Consider the following 21,644-nt stretch of genomic DNA (forward strand, 5'->3'; position numbering starts at 1 on the left):
CTTAGGCGAAGATTATTTCGATAAACAAAAACAAGTTTCTATTGTACGCCATTCAGTTCGAAGACTAGAAAACTTAGGTTATACTGTGACAATTACCGAAGCATCCTAATCCATTATTCATAGTCCATAAACACCCTGATCAGACGCTCCTCTCTTTTTTAAAAAATGAATAAGCTGCGTCTATTTAAGTATTGCCATTTTCCGGTTCTCACAGAAGTTAATTTTCATGGTAGTTTAAGTGCAATATTTCACAATGTAAACAAAAAAGAAACTCAGAGCCTCTTCTTTTTCCTATAAATACCGCCATTAACGTGTATAGTCTGACCTGTAATATATTTGATTCCTAACTAACTAGAATACAACGGTATTGGCAATGTCTTCTGGTTCATCAAGAACCCCCATGGTATTTGTTTTATTACTTAATATCCATAACAATATTTCTTCGCAAGGTTGAGAAATAAGAACCTCAAATTGCTAATACTAGGAAGAGTGTAGGTTATCCTACACTCTTTTTTGGATTATTAATCCGTATATGCTTTTTCGCCCTTAGTTTTTCAGTATAACCTGTCCCAAATAAAACTCCAGCCACAATAAACACAAATCCAAATAATTGTGAAGTTGTAATTGTTTCATTTAAGAAAAGTACGGAGAATACAAGACCAAAAAACGGAACAAAGTTATCAAATAGGGCGGCTTGACCTGCCCCTATCTGCTGAATAGCTCCATAAAAAACAATATACCCCACTCCTGTTGACACCACCCCTGACACGATAAATAAAAAGAAAATAAATAAAGAGGCAGAAGTCATTTCATTAACTCCCCCAGGTTCAGTTATAAAACTGATGATCAACAAACCAACTGAGCCTGCTAGGGACATTATTGTGGTTAACTGTTTTGAATCAAGTGTTTCTGTTGCTTTTTTTACGAAAATAAAACTAATGGCTTGGGACAACATGGCAATAAATAAATACAGTTCTCCTTTAGATAATTGCAAACTAATGAATGAACTGCCTTGAATAAAAAAGACACCGATAAATGCGAGAATTATACCTATCATTCGCCACCTTGTTAATTGCTCACCTAAGAAGAGTGCGGCAAGTATTGCTGTTGTAAGCGGTACTAATGCGAGGATTAAAGAAGCATTAGAAGCATCAATCATTGTTAAGCCTACTGCTATAAGCGAGTGATGTAGAATGACACCAAATAACATTCCGAGCAGTGTATAAATCCATTCCCTTTTCGATAAACGACGAAAGGATTTTCCAATAACGATTATGATTAATGCTGTAATCCCAGCCATCAAAATTCGAAATGCCGTCATTGTTTGTGACGAGGTAAATCTTCCACCAATACTTTAATTATTACAATATTGAGTCCCCAAATAGCCGTGACAAAAAATAATAAACCATATGTTAGTAATAATCGTTTTTGATTCACATGTTCCCCTCCAATTTTTCTCTCTGTATAAAATACTAATGGTGATGTTTTGTTCTAAGTATAAAAATACAAAGAACAGTGGGTTAAACTAAAGTGACTTTTGTATATGATCTTTGAATAAAAAGAAAGTAGCAGCAACCGTTGAGATGAACACAAAAAGCCAGAGTGAATGAAGATATTAATAAAGTTTAGTTATTATAGATAACATAAAATAAGAGCAGTGGTGAAAAATGCCCACTGATCTTATCACTATTTCGATAAAATTTTTGTGCTCTGTTTGGATAATCTAATAAATTTAGTTTCACTAACAAATGTAGAACCCAACAGGAGTGCACCACCAAGCATTTGAACAATTGTCATTTGTTCTTGCAGGATAATTGCAGAAATCAATATAGCCACAAATGGATCGACATAACTTAGCATAGCTATACTCTGTCCTTTTAATCCTTCCATACCAGAGAAAAATAACCAGAACCCAATCCCTGTATTGATAATTCCTAAAATTAAAATAAAAGGAATGGAAGAGCTTGATACTTCCAAGATACCAAAGCCTTCAGTAAAGAAAACATATGGCATTAGAAGTAAAGTAGTTGTTCCAAGCTGAATGATGGTCAGCTCTAACTTTCCCATATCTTTAATAAATTTATTTAAAAGCAATAACGCAGCATAAAATGCAGCTGCGATTAATCCAAAGGAAAGTCCAAGAAGATCATCTGAGCTTGATGCTCTCACGCCTTCTCCTACAATCATTAACATCCCTACGATCGCTACACCAATACACACAATTTTCTTAATGGATAATTGTTCCCGAAGTACAAAGGGAGAAAGAATCATCATTAATACAGGTGCAAAGTAATAACCTAGCGTTGCATTGGCAATTGTCGTATGGTCATACGATTGATAAAGAAAAATCCAATTTCCTCCCAATGCAATACCTGAAAGAATCAGAAATAAAGCATTAGATTTAACTAAATTCCATGATATTTTTTTCTTAATCATGAAGAATATTAAAAGTAAAAATAAGCATCCTATGAAACTGCTTAGTAAAGCTCTTTCACTCGAAGATAGATCAATGTGTCGAATAACTAAACCAATTGTACCGAAAATAATCATTGATAATATAAACTGAATTTTAGATTTCATCGTCTACTCCTAAGAATCTGCGAAAAAGCTTATATTTCCCAGACTCTTAATCCGTTTTTTAATATATGTGATCACAAGACCACAATAATATTCAAGGATGGCAATACTTCACCGATTTGTGCGTATGTAAACAAAGAGATCTAGCTTTCTCCCATTTTTTTCATTTCGATCACTTTCGGAATGTGCTTTGCATAGGTCAGGAATTTATTGACGATCAGCTCTGTTTTGACCTTCATATATCCTGTTGTCATTCCATCACTACATCCATACCATTCTTCCAAAAGCACATCCTTATCGAAAACCACCTGCACAAGATTTTCCCTGTCCATTAAAACACCAAATACAGTAGCAGCTCCGATTTTCACACCCAGAATTTGTTCCATTAGTTCCGCAGGAGCAAAGGAGACACGTGATATGCCGAGTGCATTGCTGAAATCTTTTGCTTTGAATGGTTTATCTGCGGTGATTGATTTCAATACAGTCCTCCATTGAAATTGCTTCATCTGTATTCACTCGTTCAAATGGAATCTGTAACTTTGTCAATGATTCATAGACCGTTTCTTGTAGATGAGAAATGTAGCTGTCTGGTGCTTTTTTCATAATATCACTCACAAAAAACATCGTTAAACACCTTTTCCTTTCCTGACTTGAATAATTAATAGCAATAATATATCATACTCACATACATTACAAAAACGAATGTTTATTATGATATGCATGACAAAATCAGATGGAATGAGGAAAGAGATGTGAATATCCAAAAATATATGGCATTTGTCAAAGCAGTAGAATTGGGGAGTTTTACAAAAGCTGCCGAAACATTGGACTATTCACAGTCTGGGATTAGCCGTATGATTAACGATTTAGAAAAGGAATGGGGGGTTTTCCTTTTAGAAAGAGGACGTACGGGTATCAATTTAACCTCGGATGGTTTCAAGTTACTGCCCCAATTAAAGCGAATTTGCAATGAGTATGAAATCTTAATGAAGCAAATCGAAGACTTACACAATATGGAATCTGGGATGATTCGTATTGGGACATTTTCCAGCGTAGCATCTCATTGGCTCCCTAAAATTATTAAAATTTTTAAGAAGGATTATCCAAAGATAGATTTTGAATTTCTACTTGGTGATTATACAGAAATTGAGAGCTGGATCCTAAATGGGCGTGTTGACTTCGGATTTTTGCGGCTACCTACAAAAGCAGACCTTGAAATAATCTTTTTGGAACAAGACCGTTTGCTGGTAGTGATTCCACAAAATCATCCTCTTGCTAATTGCGAAAAGTTTCCCATCAACGGCTTACTGAACAGTCCGTTTATGCTGTTGGAAAAGGGGGCAAAGGCAGAAATTTCCGAAATTTTTGAGAGGCACCATATTACACCGAATGTTAATTTTACAACATGGGATGACTATGCCATTATGTCTATGGTGGAAAATGGGCTAGGAATCAGTATATTACCAGAATTGATATTACAGCGTATTCCTCACAAAATTATAGCGAAAGAACTTGAGGTTCCTGCTTTCAGAAATATTGGTGTTGCTATGAGAGAACAAAAATCACTTTCCCTTGCGTCCAAGAAATTTTTAGAATATTTATCATATAGGAACAGAGAGTGAATGATTATGATGAATCCAATTGTTAAAACACACATGACAGGCTGTATGATAAATTTCAAATCAAGGGTTCGGACCTATACGCTGGTCCGAACCTTTTATGATACTGAAGGAAATATTCAGATAGGCAACGATGCATGTTTTAAACATATACTCACTAGATCCTTAGCAAACGAATGTATAAATAACATAACAATTCCTAATTGTTTCTGAAGTTCCTTCTTGCATTAACCTGCTTGTTAGTTCAACAATTATTAGCCGCCTAAATAACAGCTCTGACCTTAAAATCAAGCACCCATTAGCTTAAGTGTAACTGTTCGCAATCTTTTTTTATAGAGTGCATTCTTTAAATTTTCTCCAGATAAAAAAGAATATCAGACACTTTATGATAGCGTCTGATATTCGGATTTTATTGCGTCTATCAATTTTCGTTATTATCTCAAGCTTTTCAATGCACCGCTCCAAGCGTTAACTTGGTCAAGCATCAAATTAACTGTATCGAGATGTACATCACCAGGTTTAAATGTTGAAAAATTTTCAAAATCAGTAAACAAAGATAATGTTGGGTGACCCTTCACACCCGCAATTTGTAATTCTCCAAAGATTCCTCGTAAATGTTCAGCTGCACGAGCACCACCAGCTCCACCATAGCTAACGATACCTGCCGCTTTATTATTCCAAGCTTCACGAGTAGCAATATCAAGTGCATTTTTTAATGCTCCTGTAATACTGTGATTGTATTCCTGCACAATAAATACGAATCCATCCAAGCTGGCAACCTTTTCACTCCAGGCTACTATTCCAGGTTCTGTTCCATCGGTTGTTCCGAAAAACGGCAATTTGAAATCGTCAATATCGACAATTTCATAATTTGCATCTCCACGTTTGTCAGCAATTCCTTTTACCCATTCTCCAACATGAGGACTCACTCGCCCCTGACGAGTGCTTCCTAAGATAATTCCGATATTTAATTTTCCATTTGTCATGATTTCTTCCTCCTTGGTCTATTAAAACGAATTGTTTTGAATTAGTTCTACGATAATTTAATTGTTTGTTTGAGATAGTTGGCTTACAATTTGGTCCAAAACCTCTTTCATCGGCGTGAATGAGCGTCTGATACAGCGGCATTCGTCATTATTTTAATAAAATTTGTAACGCTTCTTTCACAGAAGTTGGTTTGCGACCTAGAAGCATTTCTAAATCAGAATGTGGGGCTTCTAATCCACCTTCACGAATTCCATTTTGAATCATCACTAGCATTGATACAAATTCTTCTGGCACGCCAGCCTCTTTTAGCATTTTTGCATGATCTTCAGAATCTACAGCTAATAAAGGAATTTCTTTACCTGTAACCTCATTAACTGCATCAACGAATTGTTGTTGTGTTAAGTTTTCACCTGCTAATTCGTATGCTTTATTATCGTGTCCATCACCTGCTAACACATTGGCAGTGGCTTCACCTAAATCTGGACGGTAGACCCAAGCTACCTTCCCTTCTCCTGCAGATGTAACCCAAGGTGCACCATTTAAGCATTGTTGAATGGTACCTAATTCGTTTTCAACATACCAGTTGTTACGAACGAATACATATGGAATACCTGATTCTTTAATGATGTTTTCACGTTCACGGTGAATACCAGCCAAAACAAATTCACTAACATCTGCACGTGGTGCACTTGAGTAAACCATCTGTGAAACACCATTCTCTTTTGCAGCTTCAACTGCATTGGTTTGTTGACGAATCGATGTTTCTACATCACCGAATGTTGAAACAATAAAGACACGATCCGCACCCTTAAATGCTTCAACCAATGTTTCTTTTTTCTCAAAGTCTGTTAAACGAACTTCAATCCCTTGTGCTTCGTATGCCTTTGCTTTTTCTGATTGTGGATCACGCACACCTACGATAATATCTGAAGAGGATACTTTCTTCACTAAATTTTCAACGATATTTGATCCTAATTTTCCTGCTGCACCTGTAACTAATATCTTCATCTTCTTTTCCTCCAAAAATAAAATTTTATATTAAATTTCCCTTTTAACTCATCTTGATAAAAAAGAAATTATTACAATAAATATAGAAAAAATACAACAAACGATAGAATGGCTAAGAATAGAATCATAGCTGTGTCCTTAAAGGAATCCTTTACCCGAATATGTGTAAGGATGCCTCCTACACCTGTAACAGCAAGTAAAAGTGCTCCTGCCATTGCCGAAGTAGGAACCCAATATCCAACAATTAAAAGTATAGCCCCGACTAATTCAACAAGCCCAGTAACGATTCTAAACCATTGCGGCAATCTCCAGTGCGTAAAAGCTTCCACATGCATCTTAGAACCAGTTACTTTCCCGAAACCAGCCATTAAAAACATTAAGGCAAGAATTCCTTGGAGAATAAAAGTTAAAATTACCATAATTCTTCTCTCCCCTTTTAAGTTGTTTGTAATTCTCTAAAAAGCAATACTTTATTTAGATAAAGCTCTGCGTACCATTGGTGCTACTTTGTTTGCCAGTAGGTCAATAGCTTTTTCTACTCTGGCTAATGGCAGACCACCCATATCGAATTGTCCCATAAAACGTGAATGTCCGAATAGCTCATGCTGATACAAGATTTTTTCTGCCAGTTCTTCTGCACTTCCAACTGCTAATATTTGTCCAGCTGCTCGCTGAGGTGTTAATTGCTCCGCTGATGTATAAGAGTGTGGATAACCACGATCTTTTGAAAAGTTGTCAAAATATTGATTGTAGTGCGGAAGAAATTCGGTAATCGCTTGTTCTCCTGTTTGGGCGATATACGAATGCCCCGTCACAGAAACTCTTAACTGGGATACATCATGATCTGCTTCTCTAGCCGCTTCCCAGTATAGGTCTGCTAGTGGTTTGACTGATTCTGGACGACCACCTAACAAACCAAGAGCCATATTTAAACCTAGTCTCCCTGCACGAACGGCACTGGCAGGGGTACCCCCAACACCAATCCATAGAGGCAGTTTCTTCTGAACAGGTCTAGGAGCGATTTGTGCATTTTGAAGGGGGGAACGGAAATTTCCGTGCCAACTGACGACTTCCTGCTCTTGCAATCTCAAAAATAAATTCAGCTTCTCTTCAAACAATTCATCGTAATCATTTAAACTTGCTCCAAAGAGAGAGAATGATTCTATAAATGCCCCACGACCTAAAATAATTTCAGTGCGTCCGCTCGATAATAAATCCAGTGTTGCAAAATCTTCGTAAACACGCACTGGATCAGCTGTGCTAATAACGGATAGCGTGCTGGTTAGTTTAATATTTTTCGTCTCCCGTGCAATCGCTGCAAGCAGCATGGCGTAAGAAGATGTGACAAAATCCAGACGGTGATGTTCTCCAACACCAAAAATATCAAGTCCTGCTTCATCCGCCATTTTTGCAATTTGAATAATCTCTTCTACTCTGGATAGGGCTGTTCGACTATTCCCATTGGCATCAGGTATTCGTTCACCCAATGAATAAACTCCAAATTCAAATTGTTTCATTCCCTTATCCTCCTAGTTGTTAAATACGATTGGCATTTTATGAACCCATTCGTCTTTCGTCGCAGCATCAAGCATACATTTTGCTGCATTATAACGAGAAACACTCATCTTGCTTTTCGTATCTCCAAACGATATACCGTATCCATTGCCATCTGTTTTCGCATTCGGATCAATGATACGCACAATTGTCCAATCAAGCTTAGCTGTTTTAAGCAGCTTTTCTATCTCTTTCATCTCTGCGTAGCCAGTGGGCATGAACATCCTAGGCATGAGGCTCGGCAACACTGTAGCAAGCTGTTTAACGTCTTCCTTTGCAGAGATCGCAGGTGTTCCAAGCGTAATGAACCTTTTGATTCCGTACTCCTCCATAACAGAGATAATGGCTTTATGTGCTTCTGCTATAGGGAGGTCTGAAACTTTTCGTTTCATTGACATTGCTGGTCCAAGGGCACTTAAAACAGCATCTCTTCCTATGATGGCTTCTTTTAATTTTTCTTGGTCTGTTAAAGACCCTACTACACTTTGAAGTTTTTCATGTTCTATATTTAAAGCATTATGTCGTCTCGTATAGGCTGTAACATCATATCCAGCGTCAAGTGCTTGCTTAACAAGAAGTTGACCGATTTGACCATTTGCTCCGAAAATTGTTATTTTCATTTTCCTCACTCCAACATCTTTTGTTTAGACAACATTTGTTGTAAAATCAATATATCAAGTTGGTAAACATTCAACAACCAACAAAATAACAGATATATTGCTTAAACAACATATTGATAAAAATGTCTAAAAAATAGGAGAAAAATTCATGGAAAAACAAATCGACCCCCGTATTCTCCGTACCCGTAAGCTCATTATGGATGCGTTTATACAGTTATCAATGAAAAAAGAATTTAAAGACATCACCATAAAAGATATTACAACTGCTGCTACGGTTAATCGTGCAACCTTTTATTCTCATTTCACAGACAAATATGACTTACTTGAAAAGGCGTTGAGTGAAAGTGTTATGAGAGAAATCATTCAAGAAGTTAGTACACATGAGGTAATTAACGAAGAGACTATCGAGGCTATTTTTTTATCAATTATAAAGTTTCAAACATCAATCAGTAATCAATGTCGGCGAAGTTATGAGGCATTTACACCCCAAATAGAAACGATTTTTAAAAAGGAACTTGAAGCCTTTTTTTCAGAGTTGGCACAAAAACAATGGTCTAATCAAAACAAATCTGAAATAGAGGTCTATGCGGTGATGTTAAGCTGGGCACTTTATGGAGCTGCGATGCATTGGATGCAAAATCAAACCTCACAACCAGAAGATTATGTTGGGCAAATACTAAATATCATAAAAATGGAAAAAACATGGATAAAGTAATGTTAATTAAATTTAAAAATAAACTGAACTCATCCATTTTATTTTAATTCTCCTAATATAAAAGAGCCTGTTTTTATATGAAAAAACAGGCTCTTTCATATTGTCTTGGCTTAATCTTTCTTTAACTAACCTGCCCCGTTAATACAATAAGCACAGCTTGACAATTATGTATAAATATAAGCATCTATACAGTTTCGCTTTGAGTAATGATTCAAAATGATTAATAAACATGCTGCCAAAACATACATCATTTAAATGCCAGAAACACATAATTAAAATATAAAACTAAAAAGTGCTAGGTAAACCCAATTGTTGGGATTTACTTAGCACCTTATTTAATATGTTTTTTTATGATTGAATACAGAATCGTACCATCTTTGATAAAGATAAATTATTGGTAAATGACTAATTATCGCAAAATATAGCCCCAAATTACTCATATTGTTCAACTCATAAAGACGAAATCTTTCAAAGATGAAGGGACTAATAACAAATGCTTGTATTGCATCCAAGATGAGATTAGCTCCGAAAAATAACCAAACGTTGGGATAAAAAAAATAAAACACAAGGATCGTTGTGACGGGAAGTAGTCCATATGTAAAAGATGAAACATTAGTTAGAAAAAATAAATTACTTGTTACCTTCCACCAATTCCAAACTTCCGCCATTTGGAAATAAATTGTATTTAATAGAACAGTAAAAAATGCAACTGATAAAAAATTTCTAACCCTCATTGAATTTAGTGGTATAAGTAAAAACCAAGGTACAATCATTACAATCCAGGAAAGGACTTGACCCATCGATGAACCTCCGAAAATTTAGACTAAAAGATAATTCCCTCTTTTTTGTTTGTTCACTGATATTCAGTTACTTATGATTTTTTCTGTCATCCGCAATTGGTGGTTGCTCCATCCAACTTTTTTTAATGAGTAACTTACCAAAACTACCATATACAAGCATATCATCGAGAATTGCTTTTTCACAAAGTGTTACAATATCTGCTCTCATACTATAAATCACCGCAGTACCGTAATAGGAAATTGCAGCAGCAAATAAAAAACCCGAATGAAACAACATTAATTTATCAGAGAAGGGGGATACATTTGAGTTTGTTATTTCCGATTCATAAGTTGAAGGTAAGTGAAGGTTTTAATTGAGTAATAAATTTGAAAAATTGCTCATGTGTTTATTAGCTGCTTGAATACACTTTTCTAAAAACTTATTTACTTCTTTATCTTTACATACTTGTTTAAAAGCAATCAAAAGTCCTTTTGTAATCGCACTTTTATCTAGATTAAAATAGATATTTCCACATTCGAGCGAATTCATCGCTCGTTTATTACCAAATAAACACCAGTAGCATAATCAATAGTGGTGATAAATTTAATTTTATCTGGTGTTGAATACAGTGGAGGTTTATCTAAGAGATCCTTTTTCTCAAGGATTGCCAGTGATTCGTTATATAAATTCATGGTGTTTATATTACATTGATAATAAAAATCTCTAATTTCTTGACGAAGGGAAAGTGTAAAAGCTAGGCTATAAGACTGTGCTGCGTACATGGACATGGTATGAATATAATTTAAGCAAAAGAGTTCAGTAAATAAAGGGGGAGCCTCTAAATTTACATCTTTTTCATTAAATCCTTTAGGTACGGGAAAATCCTCTTTATTAAACAATTCCTCCAATTTATTTAGATGATTTTGACCAAGTTTTTGAGCATTTTGAAAAACTTTTATGATTTCTGGATCTTGAGTGATCTTTAGCATGTAATTAATTACACAAGTTCCCATTGTCTCACGTATGTAATGAGACCATAAATTTGATATTTCTGGTGAGGTCAATTTATCAATATTTTTATTCATTTTTTTCATCCTATAATTTATTAATTTAGGTTTAATGTCGTCAATTTTTCTTTAAATTATGTATTAAAACGAGGTAATATATACCTTCTTCATCTATCATTTCTCTTTAGTACAGGCAGCACAGCTTCACAAATAGGTATAAAAATAGAATCTATAACACAGTTATTCTTTGTGAAGTGATTCAACAGAATTAATAAAAACTTCTAGAACATACATTCTTTCATATTTTTCCCCACAAAAAACTAATCGGGAGTTTTTTCCGATTAGTTTTTCTTTTATTGATTCTCTTTTTCTTTTTTAAATATATGTTCCTAGTTTTCTTGCTTCAAACGGTAGCAAAGCTTGTTCAATTTTTGATTTTTGAGGTTCACTGTATTGGAAGCATCAATTTTGCACCCATTGGCTCATGTGATTCATCATGTGCGAACCCTGGTGGATTAGTTGCAATTTCAAATAGTATTTCTCCATGTTCTCTAAAGTAAATGGCATTATAATAATTTCTGTCTTTTATAGGTGTGACACCGTATCCAATAGCGACAACAAATTTTTGCCAATCTAATTGATCTTCATCATCAATTGCCCTCCATGCAATGTGGTGCACTGTTCCAACTCCCATTTATCCACGTCCAATCAAGTTAATTTAAGCCTGATAATACTTCCGATTTCCACAGTTGAACTGAAACGCACGAGGTCACCTTCTTTACCGACTAATTCTAGTCCCATTACTTTTTCTAACAATTCAGCCGTTTTGTGTAGTTATCTGGTATTCCACTTAAAAAGCTCTTTGAATAAACCAAACCAATCCAAATGCTAAAATTGCTGCAGAGGTTCCTGGGATTACCCATTTAACAGGTTTCAAGGTTAATTTTTTAATCCATAAAATAATTGGGAAAACGAGCGAAACAATTAATAATTGACCGATTTCAATCCCAATATTAAAAGATAAAAGTGAAGTGGCCATATGGTTTGTATCTAATCGCATTTCAGATAGGATTCCTGCAAAACCAAATCCATGGATTAATCCAAAACCAAATGCTAGCCAAGGCTGGTGTTTTGAGTCCTGATTAAAAATATTCATAAGTGCTACATAAATAATACTTAAAGCAATGGCCGACTCTACAAATCTAGTTGGTAGGTGAACAATGTCTAAAGTTGCCAGAGCCAATGTAATACTATGTGCAATTGTGAAGGCTGTAACTAAGGAAAGAATATGACGAATGGTTTTCGCCCCAAACAGCAAACTAATGACAAACAGAATATGATCATATCCAGTGAAAATATGTTTTAATCCCAGCACTAAAAACTGTTGAGCGTTCTGCAAGAAACTTATTTTGCCAATCTCAAATTCCCTTGATTCGAATGTCAAAATCTTTTCTTGTTGTTTCCCGTCCATTTTTACTGTTGCAAAATTTGCATGACTTGGGTCCGAATCGTCCATAAACATATTATATTCGACGATTAGTTTTTCTGGTTTATGGTTTGTATTATAAGCCAAGTTTATAACGGCAAACGGACGGTCTTTAATCGTTTCTGTATCCGTTTTTAATACGCTGCCCTCTACCAATTCGCTGTCTGCATAAAGCTGGATATGGGAATTGATATAATGCTGCAATATCTTATGGTCAATCAACTCCTTTTGATCCGTTGCCTTTTTGAGTGCATGTCCGAGTTCCTCCAAATCTACCTTCAATTCATAGTCTAAAGCTTTCTCGTTGACTTCGATTTTAGAAAAACCTTCACTGTTATTAGTATGAGCAAATGCTGGGGAAGAAAGGAAAGAACTAAATGAAAGTAAAAGGAGAAAAATAAAGGACCATAACTTTTTCATTCTATCCACGTCCATTTCTTTTGTTTTTATTTCAAGGCTGTCTTGACATAAGATAATGGAAAGACGAGGAGTTTTTAATGCCCCTCGTCCATTTTCCATATACCCAATTATTTATCAGATTTGATGAAAATGGGGTTTGAGTAAAACCAAAGATCATTCCATGGATTTTCACCTTTAGGATCCTGTACTGGTTCTAATTGATCTGTGTTAGTACCACGTAAACGAATATAGCTATCCTTCTCCATGTCTTTTAATGTATAAGTAATTGTGATGTAGTCACCGTCTTTTTTCCAGTCACTTTCTGTGAAACGCTTTACGACTTTTGTTGTCGGATTAGAAGCTGTTGAGCGGTCTTCCACTTTTCCATTAACTTCTCCCAGGATTATGTCAACACGTTGAACATTTGGCTTATCACCATGAGAGTTAGCAGCGTTTGGATCTTTGATGCGAACTTTTACCGTTACATCAGATTTCTTACTTGGAAGTGTAAGTGTTTCACCGATTGATGCTGTATTTCCTTTTGCCTCTGCATGCAATGGTGATTTGCCTCCTGCTTGTACTTTCACATCAAGTTCTGAGATTAGGTCACCCGTTGTAACAAATACATTCCCTTTACGAAGGTTTTCCATTACATCTTCATAATTTTTCTCTGCTTTTACATATGTTTTAGAATATTCACCAGGCCAGAAGTCACTTCCTCCATCACGCCAGTTGACATGTGAGTCAGAGGTAGCAGTAATCCACCAGTGTCTTCCTTCACCTAACATCGAATCCCATAAACCACCAACAATAGCACTCATCTGATCGAAACCACCCATTGTTGGAGCGTTAGAGTAACTACCACGAGATCCTTTAGGGTCAAGAGATCCATCTGGATTAATAGCACCTGCTTGGTGACCAGGAGCTCCTTCCATACCAATAGAGATATTTGGTGCAGTATCATTCCAATTACGGAACTCTTGCGGAGTATCTTGTCCCCATACCCCAACACCTGCCGCTGAACGGGATGGATGATGTGCGATAGAAATTGGAAGTTCGTCCATTTGTTTCATATAGTTAAGAGCTTCAATCATTTTTGATTCAGTGTTACGGCTTGGGTCATTTGGATAAGCTTCACGAGAATTAAACTTGCTTTCAAGATCATAAAGCACTTGTGATTCATTTTCACCTTTTGGAATCATTAGCGTGCTGTGGTCAGCTCCTGGTGTGTCTAACTCCATTCCGTAGAATTGAAGAACGTCAGGAACCGCTTCACGAGATTTTAATAATTCAGGATAAGCTTGTTCTAAGTTAACTTTGGAATGGTTAGGACCCCCATGATCGGTTGTCATCATCCAATCAAGTCCATACTTCTTACCATTTTCTGCATTTTTCACAATTGGATAAATGGCATCGCCACCTCGTATGGCAGTTGGAGGGTTTGTAGAATTGTCCCAACCTACACTCCATTCACTATGTACATGGTAGTCACCTGCAAGCCATGATGCACCATTCTTTTTCACTTTTTCTTTTGATAATGATTGTGCTTTTGCGTTCTGATAACCACCATCATTAAATATAGTTTGGGTCGTAAGTGCAGTTGTTGCAAGAACTGTCGTTGCGATTAAAGGTATTGCCTTCTTCTTAAAACGAGATTTCATTTTTCTCCTAGCCTCCCTAGATTGAAGTGTTTGCAATTTCTAATATTAGTTACGAAAGATTGCTAGTTTAATAACATCATTGTTTCAAATATTTAGGGCTTAAAATGTCCCTTTGTATTCCCTCTCTTCACATTTATTAAAATCAGATTAAAATTTTTAATCAAATTTTAATCTTTCTTCATACCAAATATAAATCAGAATTGTTAATCTATTGTTAAGGCTAGGTAAAGATTTACTTATAATGAATAAAAAAATTGAGTACCATATTCTATATAATTTTTTGTACCTAATTAACAATTGGTAGATTTTAAAAAAATCTATTCCAAATGCAAAAATAGTTGGCAAAACATATAAGAATTTAGATAATAATGGATATGAAGATTTAATCATCATCTATAGGAACCTATATAGTGATTTATTGAGGAGAGATACTGAGTGGCTAATAAATATTGTCCTATCTGTGGAGAAGAAAACAAGTGTATGACAGGTGCTGAAGAATACGGTAACTGTTGGTGTGACAAAGAAATATTCCCTAATGAAATCTTTGAATTAGTTCCCCCAGAAAGTAGAAGAAAACATTGTATTTGTAAAAATTGTTTAAATAAATATAAGGAAGAACTGACATTACGGAAAAGTTTTAGTGAGCAATATGAGGAAAGAGAAAAGTAAAACGTTGAAAGATTTAGTTAATAATAACTAGGTCCATATTTTTGAGAATAACAATAATTTATTCGAAAAGAAGTTAGCGAATAGACCAAATAGTTTATCGCTAATAGATTTTTATAGATTATTATTGTTGGTCACATAATCGTAACCAAGTGATTTTGCTTCTTCCACAAGGCCCCCTTGTGCACCTTTGCTTTTCTCAGAGGAGTCTTTTGCAGATTTAGGTTTATCCTGATAAACCCCAGCATTACAGCAAAATACCTGTAATCTTCGCCTCTGCCCAATAGGACATCAACCTCTTAAAAAAAAATAAAAAGGCTAAAATTCAGCCTTTTAATCTATTTTAATGTTCTACTATTTTTTTACTTTTACACTAATGATAACATTAAACCAAAATATAGGACTGCGATAAATCCAATCCCGAAAAAAACGGCAGGTAAAGGTCGTTTCTGGTTGAAACTGAATAAAATCAGAAATAAAAATAGTAATGAAAGTATGATTAACAATACCGATTGGAACGAAGTTGCTAAATGAGTTTGTAAGGTTGTAAGAATATCTTTCCCTAATAACCATTCCACCCACTTGGATGCACCCTCTGACTTTACAGTGAATTCCACATCATGTGGTGGCGATAACGTCCCCATCACAGCGGTGAAATAAAACACGAATAAGAGAATTACACTTTCCCCTTTAATCCATGGTCCTGGATTGAAGGATAAATTCTTCAACGCTTTTTTTGTAAGTACACCATTTATAAAGGCGAAAGCCATAACAGGGATGATACTGATATGTTTTAACAGTAGCATTTGGCCATAAGGTAACACCCATGCCTTTACATAATCTTTTGGTTCAACTATAAAGAACATTAAATAGATGCCACTAAGGATAATGATGATTAGGCAGATAACAGCAAAAGGAGTAAACCATCGTAAAAATTTAGACCAGTTAAGGTCTTCTTTTGAAAACCAGGCAACATTAATCAGTATACCTGTCCATAATGTAACTATTAAAAAATGAGTGCTGTGAGACCATAATCCTGCCTTAAATGACAGAGAAGCGACATGACTAGAATAACCAACAGCCAATATCATTAATAACAGTAAAATGGCTTGTATATATCTTGAGCCATTTAGCAAAAATGTAAGATATAAACATGTTGCTAGTAAACTTATATAGATCCAAGCTCTCCCGACTTGAAAGTCCAAGATTACGGATTGTACAGCTAAAAAGAAACCAACTCCTCCTTGGAAATATGAAACTGTTTGAACAATTGGTCCTAACGTGAGAATAATAATACCAAGTGCGGACAGGAGTAACAGTGGTTTAGGGATAGTAACTTTAGGTTTGTTCTTATCGGGTACAAATTGTAAAGCCACATGCCCAACTAGGATAGAATACAATAAATAATTTCCGAATTCAGTAATAGGAATGACGAACCCCATATTTAACGCTTCCTTCTAAATAACAGGAATAGACCAATGAACAAAATGACCACTACTGACACAACTATAATCGTGTTCATATTAGAAATGTTATCCCTAGAAGGATTATCTGTTTTATTCTGTTTAACATCCGCTTTTTTAGGTTCTTCTTTTTTTGGAGTTACTGGCTGTTTGGTTTCCGCCTTTAGTTCCTCCTTTACTTCCTTTTGCACGGTAAATGGGATTTCACCCGTTATGGGATGACCGTCCTCACCAGCTATACTCCACTTAATTGTATATGAGCCATTTTCTAATGGAGTTGATATTATACCTATTAGTTGATTATCTTTTGGCGTAACATGATCAAAAGGGATTTCTTGCCCATCTTTTACCAAAGTCATTGTGCTTAAAGATTCAATCTTACCTTCATATGTAAGGACGATTTGTTTTTGGTCTTCTATGACCACTTGATTCGCAGCTGGATTGGATGAAGTAAGTTCCGTATGTGCACTAGCGATGCTTGGAATCATTACTAGTAAACTCATTAATAAGAATAGTAATTTTTTCATTTTGCTGTTCCTTTCTTAATTCCTATAATTTTTCTGTACATCCCTTTCATCATAACACTTTCATCTTGAGTTATAGTGCATTTATTTTCAACTACTTTGTACAAATCATAAAATTCCAAACCTATATCAGTACAGAGAATTTTTACAATCCGCCGAAGGATTTTTTTCTTCGTCATCCCCTCATTCTATTAAAAGAAACGGAAATACATGTAAGATAATAATATTAAAGCTTTCCATATGTATGGAAAGCTCTAATTATGGAAACCAGTGATTCACCTTTAATCTCCTAGTACCTTACATTTCTTTTGCTGCTTCGTTTACTCTCTCCTTGAAATCGTTATATGTATTTCCTTCAAACTTGACACCGTTGATATAAATGGCAGGGGTACTAGTAATACTAAGCTTACTAGCCGTTGACATATCTTTTTTCCATGCCTCTCCTGCCTCGTCATGATTAAAAGAATTAACTACTTTATTCACTTCTGCCTCAGAAACAATTTCCCTTAATGTCCCCTTTAGAAAAGACTCTGTATAGACATCCATTTGCTCTGCTTTTGTGTCTTCGGGCTGTTTTTTATATAATAGCTCATGGAACTTCCAAAACGTCTCATTTCCTAATTCTTTAAATACTGCTTCCGCAAATTTAGCAGAACGAGTAGAATCAACATTGATAAATGAATAATTCATAAAGTATAACGAGGCTTTTCCTGTATCAATAAGATCCTTTTCTATACTAGGAAGAAGTGAATCGTTGAAATTTTTACAATACGGACACTTATAGTCACCAAATTCAACTATTTTTACTGGTGCTGATTTTTCACCTAAAAATGGCTGTCCCGCATAGTCAATGGCTTCTTTCTTAGTCTGATTTGATAAAAAAATTAAACCAGCAAGACAGATGGTGACAAAACCGATAATCCAAAATAGAAACTTCGAAGATTGTTTTTTAGCTTTATTGGCTTTTTTGTTTCCTGATGACATTTACTCACCTTCTTTTTCTAAACTCTAAGAATTAACTTTCTTAGTCTGATCTTTTGAGAACAATTTTGAATCAAGAGAAAGAGTAGCATTTGAATTTAGGAATAAAAATACCGCCATAACTGCAAAAGCAAGATCAAGCTCGTACCCTGCTCCTTGACCATTTCCCATGAAGCCTGCTGCTATCTTTACCTTTACAATTGCTCCAATCATAATTAAAACAAAGAGGGCTGCTATGTATCGTGTACCAAGACCGATGATTAACAAAAGACCCCCAATTAACTCAATAATTGCAACTGCGTACCCCATAAAGCCTGGAATCCCGATACTTTCAAACCATCCGGCAGTATTATCAATTCCATTTTGAAACTTAGATAAACCATGGATAAAGAAGGATAACCCTAAAAATACTCTTAAAATTAAAACACCGATTTCTGTTTTTTTCATTTCATTAACTCCTCCAATTTAACGTATTTTGTAGGAAACCATAGACAGGCACTACATTCAGTAGTGTTGAACATGATTTACCCCTTTTAAAAAAGTCTTCGATAAATAAATTACACTACCCATTGTAGTGTAATTTACAACGATTGGTCAAGGATTTTAATTTTTCCCTTGTATTTGATAAAGGTTATAAAACAAAGGATTGGATTTTGACTCCAATCCTTTAGAAAAGCAAAAATGGTTATGCTATTACTAAAATGAAAAGTATGACAACGAACATATTTAATGAGATAATGACTGACCGTGCCTGCATCTTAACTGGAATGGTCTGTTGTGGATTTAACAGCTGTTTTAACCGATAATCAACGGTTTCATCCGCAAAATGTACAAGAGCTGGTGCAGGATGTGCAATTTTTAATTGATTCTTGATTAACTTTAATAAAGCACTTCCCAAACCAAGTTCAGAACCCATTCTTTTAATCGCAAATTCATCCGCCACTAGTTCAACCATGATTCTATAATTCTGATAGGACCATTTCGTAAGAGGGATATACCACATTACTTCTGAGATTATTTGTAAAACAAAAACCTTCAATCCATCATAATACTTTTGATGCGACGTCTCATGGTATATTACTGCTTCTAATTCTTTCGAATCTAACATGTCAATTAAAATAGTAGAAAGCACTATTTTTGGTTTCCGAAACCCAAAGGTAAATGCTAAAGGTTCCTTATCTTGAATAACCACAATGTCATTATTTTTTCTGTTAAATGTTTCATTCAATTCACTAGATTTATTTATTTGATTACGTTGCTGAATCTGATGTCGAAATGAACTTAATAAGACAATCTGGTTAATAACCTTTTTACAAATAATGAAAACCGTATAAAAAATATAGGTATTTACAATAATCTCAACTGCGAAATATCCAAACGTACCTGGTTTAAATAAACTCACGCAAAAAATAAAAATATTAAATAGCTCTATTGGTCCAATAAAATCATTTAATATGTACAAACCCATTTGAACAAACAAAATGATCGCAAAGAAGAGGGCTAATCCAAACACTGCGGTTGACTTTTGTTTCCAGACCATTTATTTTCTGTCCCTTTTTAATTGTTCCAGTTTTTGTTCCAGTTTTTCCAGTAAATGATCATCCACCTCTTTTAATGAATCGAGCATATGGTTAACAACTAATCCCCCAAATTCATCTAAAAGGTTTTCTGTTAGTTTTTTAGATTGGTTATTAATAAAATCCTCTTTGGTGGTAAGAGGCTTAAAGAGAGATGTACGTCCTTCCAATCTTTTTGTCAGGATGTTTTTATCAACAAGACGATTCATTACCGTCATAACAGTATTAAAATTTATCGGTTTCTCTTTTTCTAAAATTAGTTGGACTTCCTTAATACTACTTTCATTCCCATTCCAAAGAATATTCATTATTTTAGATTCAAGCGGGCCAAAAAAACGATTAAGACCTTCTTGATCAACACGAAAATTATTTATTGTCAATTAACACACACCTACCCTTCATTACAAATTGTAGTGTATTGGGTCTAATTTTTCAATCAAAGGATTAGTTACCTACAAAATATGAATTTTAAAAAAAAACAATTTCTTAAAGTAAAAATATGCTTGATATAGCATATTTTTACTCTAAGAAATAAGTTTCGTTATGTTTTTTTGCTTAACTACATCTTCAAAATCAGTGGGTTTACTTAAGATTATTCCTCTCAGATCTAAGACACTAGTAATCAAACCTAGTTCATAATACATAGCTTTAGTTAAGATCCCCTTTTCAATGTTTTTACATATCTCATAATAAAAATTAATTAGGAAATCATTAGGTGATTTTTCATAAAGGTTCATATTGGACACCTTCTAGGGTAATTTTCGGAATTATTAATTATTATAACTTGTGGGGAAAACGGTTACAAGCGGTTATTTAATTTCTAATAAAACTTTAATAATCCATTCCAATCTGAAACTGAATGAAGAGAAGATGCAATCCTCTAAATTGTACTAGGCGGGATGTGTTCTCAGAACAAAAAAAGAGGGGAAGTCCCTCTTTTTTCTAACTATCATTAATTTTTGTTGATCATTTGTGGTAGGTGGTAAAGTGGATTTAAACACTGATGAACATAATCCTCTTCCATTAAGGTATAACCAACTGAACCATGATTATGGTGTGGTACAAAACCGTTTACAAAACCAGCTTTCCTACCCTTGCTATAAACACACTACTCCATTAACGCATTTCACTCATCTTTTTGGTATTGAACCTTTCTTCTAGTACATGAATCATATATAAGAAATGGTCAGCTTCTCTTAGTACACAGTCTGCCAATAATGGATTTATAACATTCCTGATTTGACAGGACTTAATTAGGTCTAGTCCCGCCTGCTTAAACGCACGAATTTCTTGTGCAGCGTTCTCACTATCTTTATTCATTTTTCCAATGATTGGGTAAGTCGGCTGCTTTTGATATAACATGGACTCTACATCTCTTGCTTGATTTAAAAGCACCTCAAAATCATACCCGAATTTCCGTGCCGCATTAACTAAATTCCTTTCTGATTGGTCAAGGAGTAATGCTATAAAACGGGAATGTTCCATCATGATTCGTAACCAAAAAACATTTTCACTAATAATTGCATCCTGAATTGGGTCTGAAATCCCCTGGTTAAACTTCGTAAGTGTCCTCATAAAATACTCTGCTTCACGTGCAATGTGATCTACGAGCAAAGGAAAATTAAATCCACTAATTTTACAGTTTATGATCAATATTAAAAGATTCCTTTTAAAATTACGAAAGCCATGAACCAATTCAATACTCTCTTCATTTAATTTCCTAACCATTCCCACATTATTTGGTACTTGATACGCCTTTTTCTCCTGCTGTTCAAAATAATAATGAAACCGGTCTGTTTGTTGGATTAATTGTGTATCCTTCCGATTAAATCCCTCACCTAAAAACAAGGCATGTTCTTTCATAATTCTAAGCCAAAACCTATTTTCAGTTAGAGACCGTTCAACAAATAATTGTTCGGTTAGGGATTCGGGTTTTGCAGCAAACGATTCGGGTGTAACCAACATCTGATTAAACTGATCCGTACTAACATGGCCAGGAAGATTAGTCTGAAACTGCATA

Annotated in this window: 22 protein-coding genes and 2 pseudogenes; 3 read left to right on the top strand and 21 right to left on the bottom strand. The window is 34.9% G+C overall.

Annotated elements, in window-relative coordinates:
* Positions 1–496: 496 nt before the first annotated feature.
* From M3226_RS28060 to M3226_RS28075, 4 genes are all read right to left on the bottom strand, one after another.
* Complete coding sequence (locus M3226_RS28060; protein WP_251572359.1) at positions 497–1,300, bottom strand: DMT family transporter; 804 nt, start codon at positions 1,298–1,300, stop codon at positions 497–499.
* Positions 1,301–1,686: 386 nt separating this feature from the next.
* The gene (locus M3226_RS28065) at positions 1,687–2,580 is read right to left on the bottom strand and encodes a DMT family transporter (RefSeq protein WP_251572361.1); all 894 of its coding nucleotides are present in this window, start codon (positions 2,578–2,580) and stop codon (positions 1,687–1,689) included.
* A 140-nt stretch (positions 2,581–2,720) separates the two neighbouring features.
* On the bottom strand, positions 2,721–3,056 hold the full coding sequence (locus M3226_RS28070; RefSeq protein WP_251572363.1) for a YbaK/EbsC family protein: 336 nt from the start codon (positions 3,054–3,056) through the stop codon (positions 2,721–2,723).
* Positions 3,034–3,201, bottom strand: coding sequence for a hypothetical protein (locus M3226_RS28075; RefSeq protein WP_251572364.1), 168 nt, complete (start codon positions 3,199–3,201; stop codon positions 3,034–3,036). The genes M3226_RS28070 and M3226_RS28075 overlap by 23 nt, the downstream gene beginning before the upstream one ends.
* A 128-nt stretch (positions 3,202–3,329) precedes the next feature.
* On the opposite strand from M3226_RS28075, the gene M3226_RS28080 reads away from it, so the two are divergent.
* Positions 3,330–4,199 carry a LysR family transcriptional regulator gene (locus M3226_RS28080; RefSeq protein WP_251572366.1) on the top strand — a complete coding sequence of 290 codons (870 nt, stop codon included), beginning with the start codon at positions 3,330–3,332 and terminating at the stop codon, positions 4,197–4,199.
* A gap of 431 nt (positions 4,200–4,630) precedes the next feature.
* Here the strand turns inward: M3226_RS28080 and M3226_RS28085 are convergent, their stop codons facing one another.
* From M3226_RS28085 to M3226_RS28105, 5 genes are all read right to left on the bottom strand, one after another.
* Positions 4,631–5,182, bottom strand: a complete 552-nt coding sequence (locus M3226_RS28085) for an NADPH-dependent FMN reductase (RefSeq protein ID WP_251572368.1) — start codon at positions 5,180–5,182, stop codon at positions 4,631–4,633.
* A 148-nt stretch (positions 5,183–5,330) separates the two neighbouring features.
* Positions 5,331–6,191: an SDR family oxidoreductase gene (locus tag M3226_RS28090; protein ID WP_251572370.1), complete on the bottom strand. Its 861-nt coding sequence runs from the start codon at positions 6,189–6,191 to the stop codon at positions 5,331–5,333.
* Positions 6,192–6,262: 71 nt separating this feature from the next.
* Entirely contained in the window at positions 6,263–6,610 is a 348-nt protein-coding gene (locus tag M3226_RS28095) for a DoxX family protein (protein WP_251572372.1), read from the bottom strand.
* A 51-nt stretch (positions 6,611–6,661) separates the two neighbouring features.
* Positions 6,662–7,708, bottom strand: a complete 1,047-nt coding sequence (locus tag M3226_RS28100; protein WP_251572374.1) for an LLM class flavin-dependent oxidoreductase — start codon at positions 7,706–7,708, stop codon at positions 6,662–6,664.
* A 12-nt stretch (positions 7,709–7,720) separates the two neighbouring features.
* The gene (locus M3226_RS28105; RefSeq protein WP_251572376.1) at positions 7,721–8,365 is read right to left on the bottom strand and encodes an SDR family oxidoreductase; all 645 of its coding nucleotides are present in this window, start codon (positions 8,363–8,365) and stop codon (positions 7,721–7,723) included.
* A 148-nt stretch (positions 8,366–8,513) separates the two neighbouring features.
* Between M3226_RS28105 and M3226_RS28110 the strand changes: the two genes are divergently transcribed.
* Positions 8,514–9,080, top strand: a complete 567-nt coding sequence (locus tag M3226_RS28110) for a TetR/AcrR family transcriptional regulator (protein WP_251572378.1) — start codon at positions 8,514–8,516, stop codon at positions 9,078–9,080.
* Positions 9,081–9,947: 867 nt separating this feature from the next.
* Here the strand turns inward: M3226_RS28110 and M3226_RS28115 are convergent.
* From M3226_RS28115 to M3226_RS28135, 5 genes and pseudogenes are all read right to left on the bottom strand, one after another.
* Positions 9,948–10,409: pseudogene (locus tag M3226_RS28115) on the bottom strand (DUF3231 family protein).
* On the bottom strand, positions 10,406–10,945 hold the full coding sequence (locus M3226_RS28120) for a DUF3231 family protein (RefSeq protein WP_251572380.1): 540 nt from the start codon (positions 10,943–10,945) through the stop codon (positions 10,406–10,408). The pseudogene M3226_RS28115 and the gene M3226_RS28120 overlap by 4 nt, the downstream one beginning before the upstream one ends.
* Positions 10,946–11,242: 297 nt before the next feature.
* Positions 11,243–11,695: pseudogene (locus M3226_RS28125) on the bottom strand (VOC family protein); the annotation flags it as partial.
* A 22-nt stretch (positions 11,696–11,717) separates the two neighbouring features.
* Positions 11,718–12,773, bottom strand: coding sequence for a HupE/UreJ family protein (locus M3226_RS28130; RefSeq protein ID WP_251572381.1), 1,056 nt, complete (start codon positions 12,771–12,773; stop codon positions 11,718–11,720).
* Between the two features lie 107 nt (positions 12,774–12,880).
* The gene (locus tag M3226_RS28135; protein ID WP_251572383.1) at positions 12,881–14,413 is read right to left on the bottom strand and encodes a phosphoesterase; all 1,533 of its coding nucleotides are present in this window, start codon (positions 14,411–14,413) and stop codon (positions 12,881–12,883) included.
* Positions 14,414–14,848: 435 nt separating this feature from the next.
* Between M3226_RS28135 and M3226_RS28140 the strand changes: the two genes are divergently transcribed.
* Positions 14,849–15,082, top strand: coding sequence for a cysteine-rich CWC family protein (locus tag M3226_RS28140; RefSeq protein ID WP_251572385.1), 234 nt, complete (start codon positions 14,849–14,851; stop codon positions 15,080–15,082).
* A 365-nt stretch (positions 15,083–15,447) separates the two neighbouring features.
* On the opposite strand, the gene M3226_RS28145 is transcribed toward M3226_RS28140, so the two are convergent.
* The 7 genes from M3226_RS28145 to M3226_RS28175 all read right to left on the bottom strand — a co-directional run bounded on the left by M3226_RS28145 (position 15,448) and on the right by M3226_RS28175 (position 21,643).
* Complete coding sequence (locus M3226_RS28145) at positions 15,448–16,521, bottom strand: copper resistance D family protein (protein WP_251572387.1); 1,074 nt, start codon at positions 16,519–16,521, stop codon at positions 15,448–15,450.
* 2 nt (positions 16,522–16,523) lie between these two features.
* Complete coding sequence (locus tag M3226_RS28150) at positions 16,524–17,069, bottom strand: copper resistance CopC family protein (protein WP_251572389.1); 546 nt, start codon at positions 17,067–17,069, stop codon at positions 16,524–16,526.
* Between the two features lie 294 nt (positions 17,070–17,363).
* A complete protein-coding gene (locus M3226_RS28155) occupies positions 17,364–18,050 on the bottom strand; it encodes a DsbA family protein (protein ID WP_251572391.1) in 687 nt (228 codons plus the stop codon).
* 24 nt (positions 18,051–18,074) lie between these two features.
* Positions 18,075–18,494 (bottom strand): DoxX family protein, encoded by a 420-nt coding sequence (locus M3226_RS28160; protein ID WP_251572393.1) that lies wholly within the window; start codon positions 18,492–18,494, stop codon positions 18,075–18,077.
* 238 nt (positions 18,495–18,732) lie between these two features.
* A complete protein-coding gene (locus tag M3226_RS28165; RefSeq protein WP_251572395.1) occupies positions 18,733–19,587 on the bottom strand; it encodes a M56 family metallopeptidase in 855 nt (284 codons plus the stop codon).
* Positions 19,588–20,004: a BlaI/MecI/CopY family transcriptional regulator gene (locus M3226_RS28170; protein WP_251572397.1), complete on the bottom strand. Its 417-nt coding sequence runs from the start codon at positions 20,002–20,004 to the stop codon at positions 19,588–19,590.
* A gap of 736 nt (positions 20,005–20,740) precedes the next feature.
* Positions 20,741–21,643, bottom strand: a complete 903-nt coding sequence (locus M3226_RS28175) for a DUF2935 domain-containing protein (RefSeq protein WP_251572399.1) — start codon at positions 21,641–21,643, stop codon at positions 20,741–20,743.
* Position 21,644: the final 1 nt, after the last annotated feature.

It is taken from the genome of Neobacillus cucumis, assembly GCF_023715505.1.

Coding starts and splice junctions, on each gene's coding strand:
- M3226_RS28075 (WP_251572364.1), bottom strand. CDS start 3,201: ATGTTTTTTGTGAGTGATATTATGAAAAAAGCACCAGACAGCTACATT.
- M3226_RS28060 (WP_251572359.1), bottom strand. CDS start 1,300: ATGGCTGGGATTACAGCATTAATCATAATCGTTATTGGAAAATCCTTT.
- M3226_RS28105 (WP_251572376.1), bottom strand. CDS start 8,365: ATGAAAATAACAATTTTCGGAGCAAATGGTCAAATCGGTCAACTTCTT.
- M3226_RS28175 (WP_251572399.1), bottom strand. CDS start 21,643: ATGCAGTTTCAGACTAATCTTCCTGGCCATGTTAGTACGGATCAGTTT.
- M3226_RS28120 (WP_251572380.1), bottom strand. CDS start 10,945: ATGAATAAAAATATTGATAAATTGACCTCACCAGAAATATCAAATTTA.
- M3226_RS28135 (WP_251572383.1), bottom strand. CDS start 14,413: ATGAAATCTCGTTTTAAGAAGAAGGCAATACCTTTAATCGCAACGACA.
- M3226_RS28110 (WP_251572378.1), top strand. CDS start 8,514: ATGGAAAAACAAATCGACCCCCGTATTCTCCGTACCCGTAAGCTCATT.
- M3226_RS28100 (WP_251572374.1), bottom strand. CDS start 7,708: ATGAAACAATTTGAATTTGGAGTTTATTCATTGGGTGAACGAATACCT.
- M3226_RS28145 (WP_251572387.1), bottom strand. CDS start 16,521: ATGGGGTTCGTCATTCCTATTACTGAATTCGGAAATTATTTATTGTAT.
- M3226_RS28085 (WP_251572368.1), bottom strand. CDS start 5,182: ATGACAAATGGAAAATTAAATATCGGAATTATCTTAGGAAGCACTCGT.
- M3226_RS28095 (WP_251572372.1), bottom strand. CDS start 6,610: ATGGTAATTTTAACTTTTATTCTCCAAGGAATTCTTGCCTTAATGTTT.
- M3226_RS28065 (WP_251572361.1), bottom strand. CDS start 2,580: ATGAAATCTAAAATTCAGTTTATATTATCAATGATTATTTTCGGTACA.
- M3226_RS28130 (WP_251572381.1), bottom strand. CDS start 12,773: ATGAAAAAGTTATGGTCCTTTATTTTTCTCCTTTTACTTTCATTTAGT.
- M3226_RS28090 (WP_251572370.1), bottom strand. CDS start 6,191: ATGAAGATATTAGTTACAGGTGCAGCAGGAAAATTAGGATCAAATATC.
- M3226_RS28165 (WP_251572395.1), bottom strand. CDS start 19,587: ATGGTCTGGAAACAAAAGTCAACCGCAGTGTTTGGATTAGCCCTCTTC.
- M3226_RS28155 (WP_251572391.1), bottom strand. CDS start 18,050: ATGTCATCAGGAAACAAAAAAGCCAATAAAGCTAAAAAACAATCTTCG.
- M3226_RS28150 (WP_251572389.1), bottom strand. CDS start 17,069: ATGAAAAAATTACTATTCTTATTAATGAGTTTACTAGTAATGATTCCA.
- M3226_RS28160 (WP_251572393.1), bottom strand. CDS start 18,494: ATGAAAAAAACAGAAATCGGTGTTTTAATTTTAAGAGTATTTTTAGGG.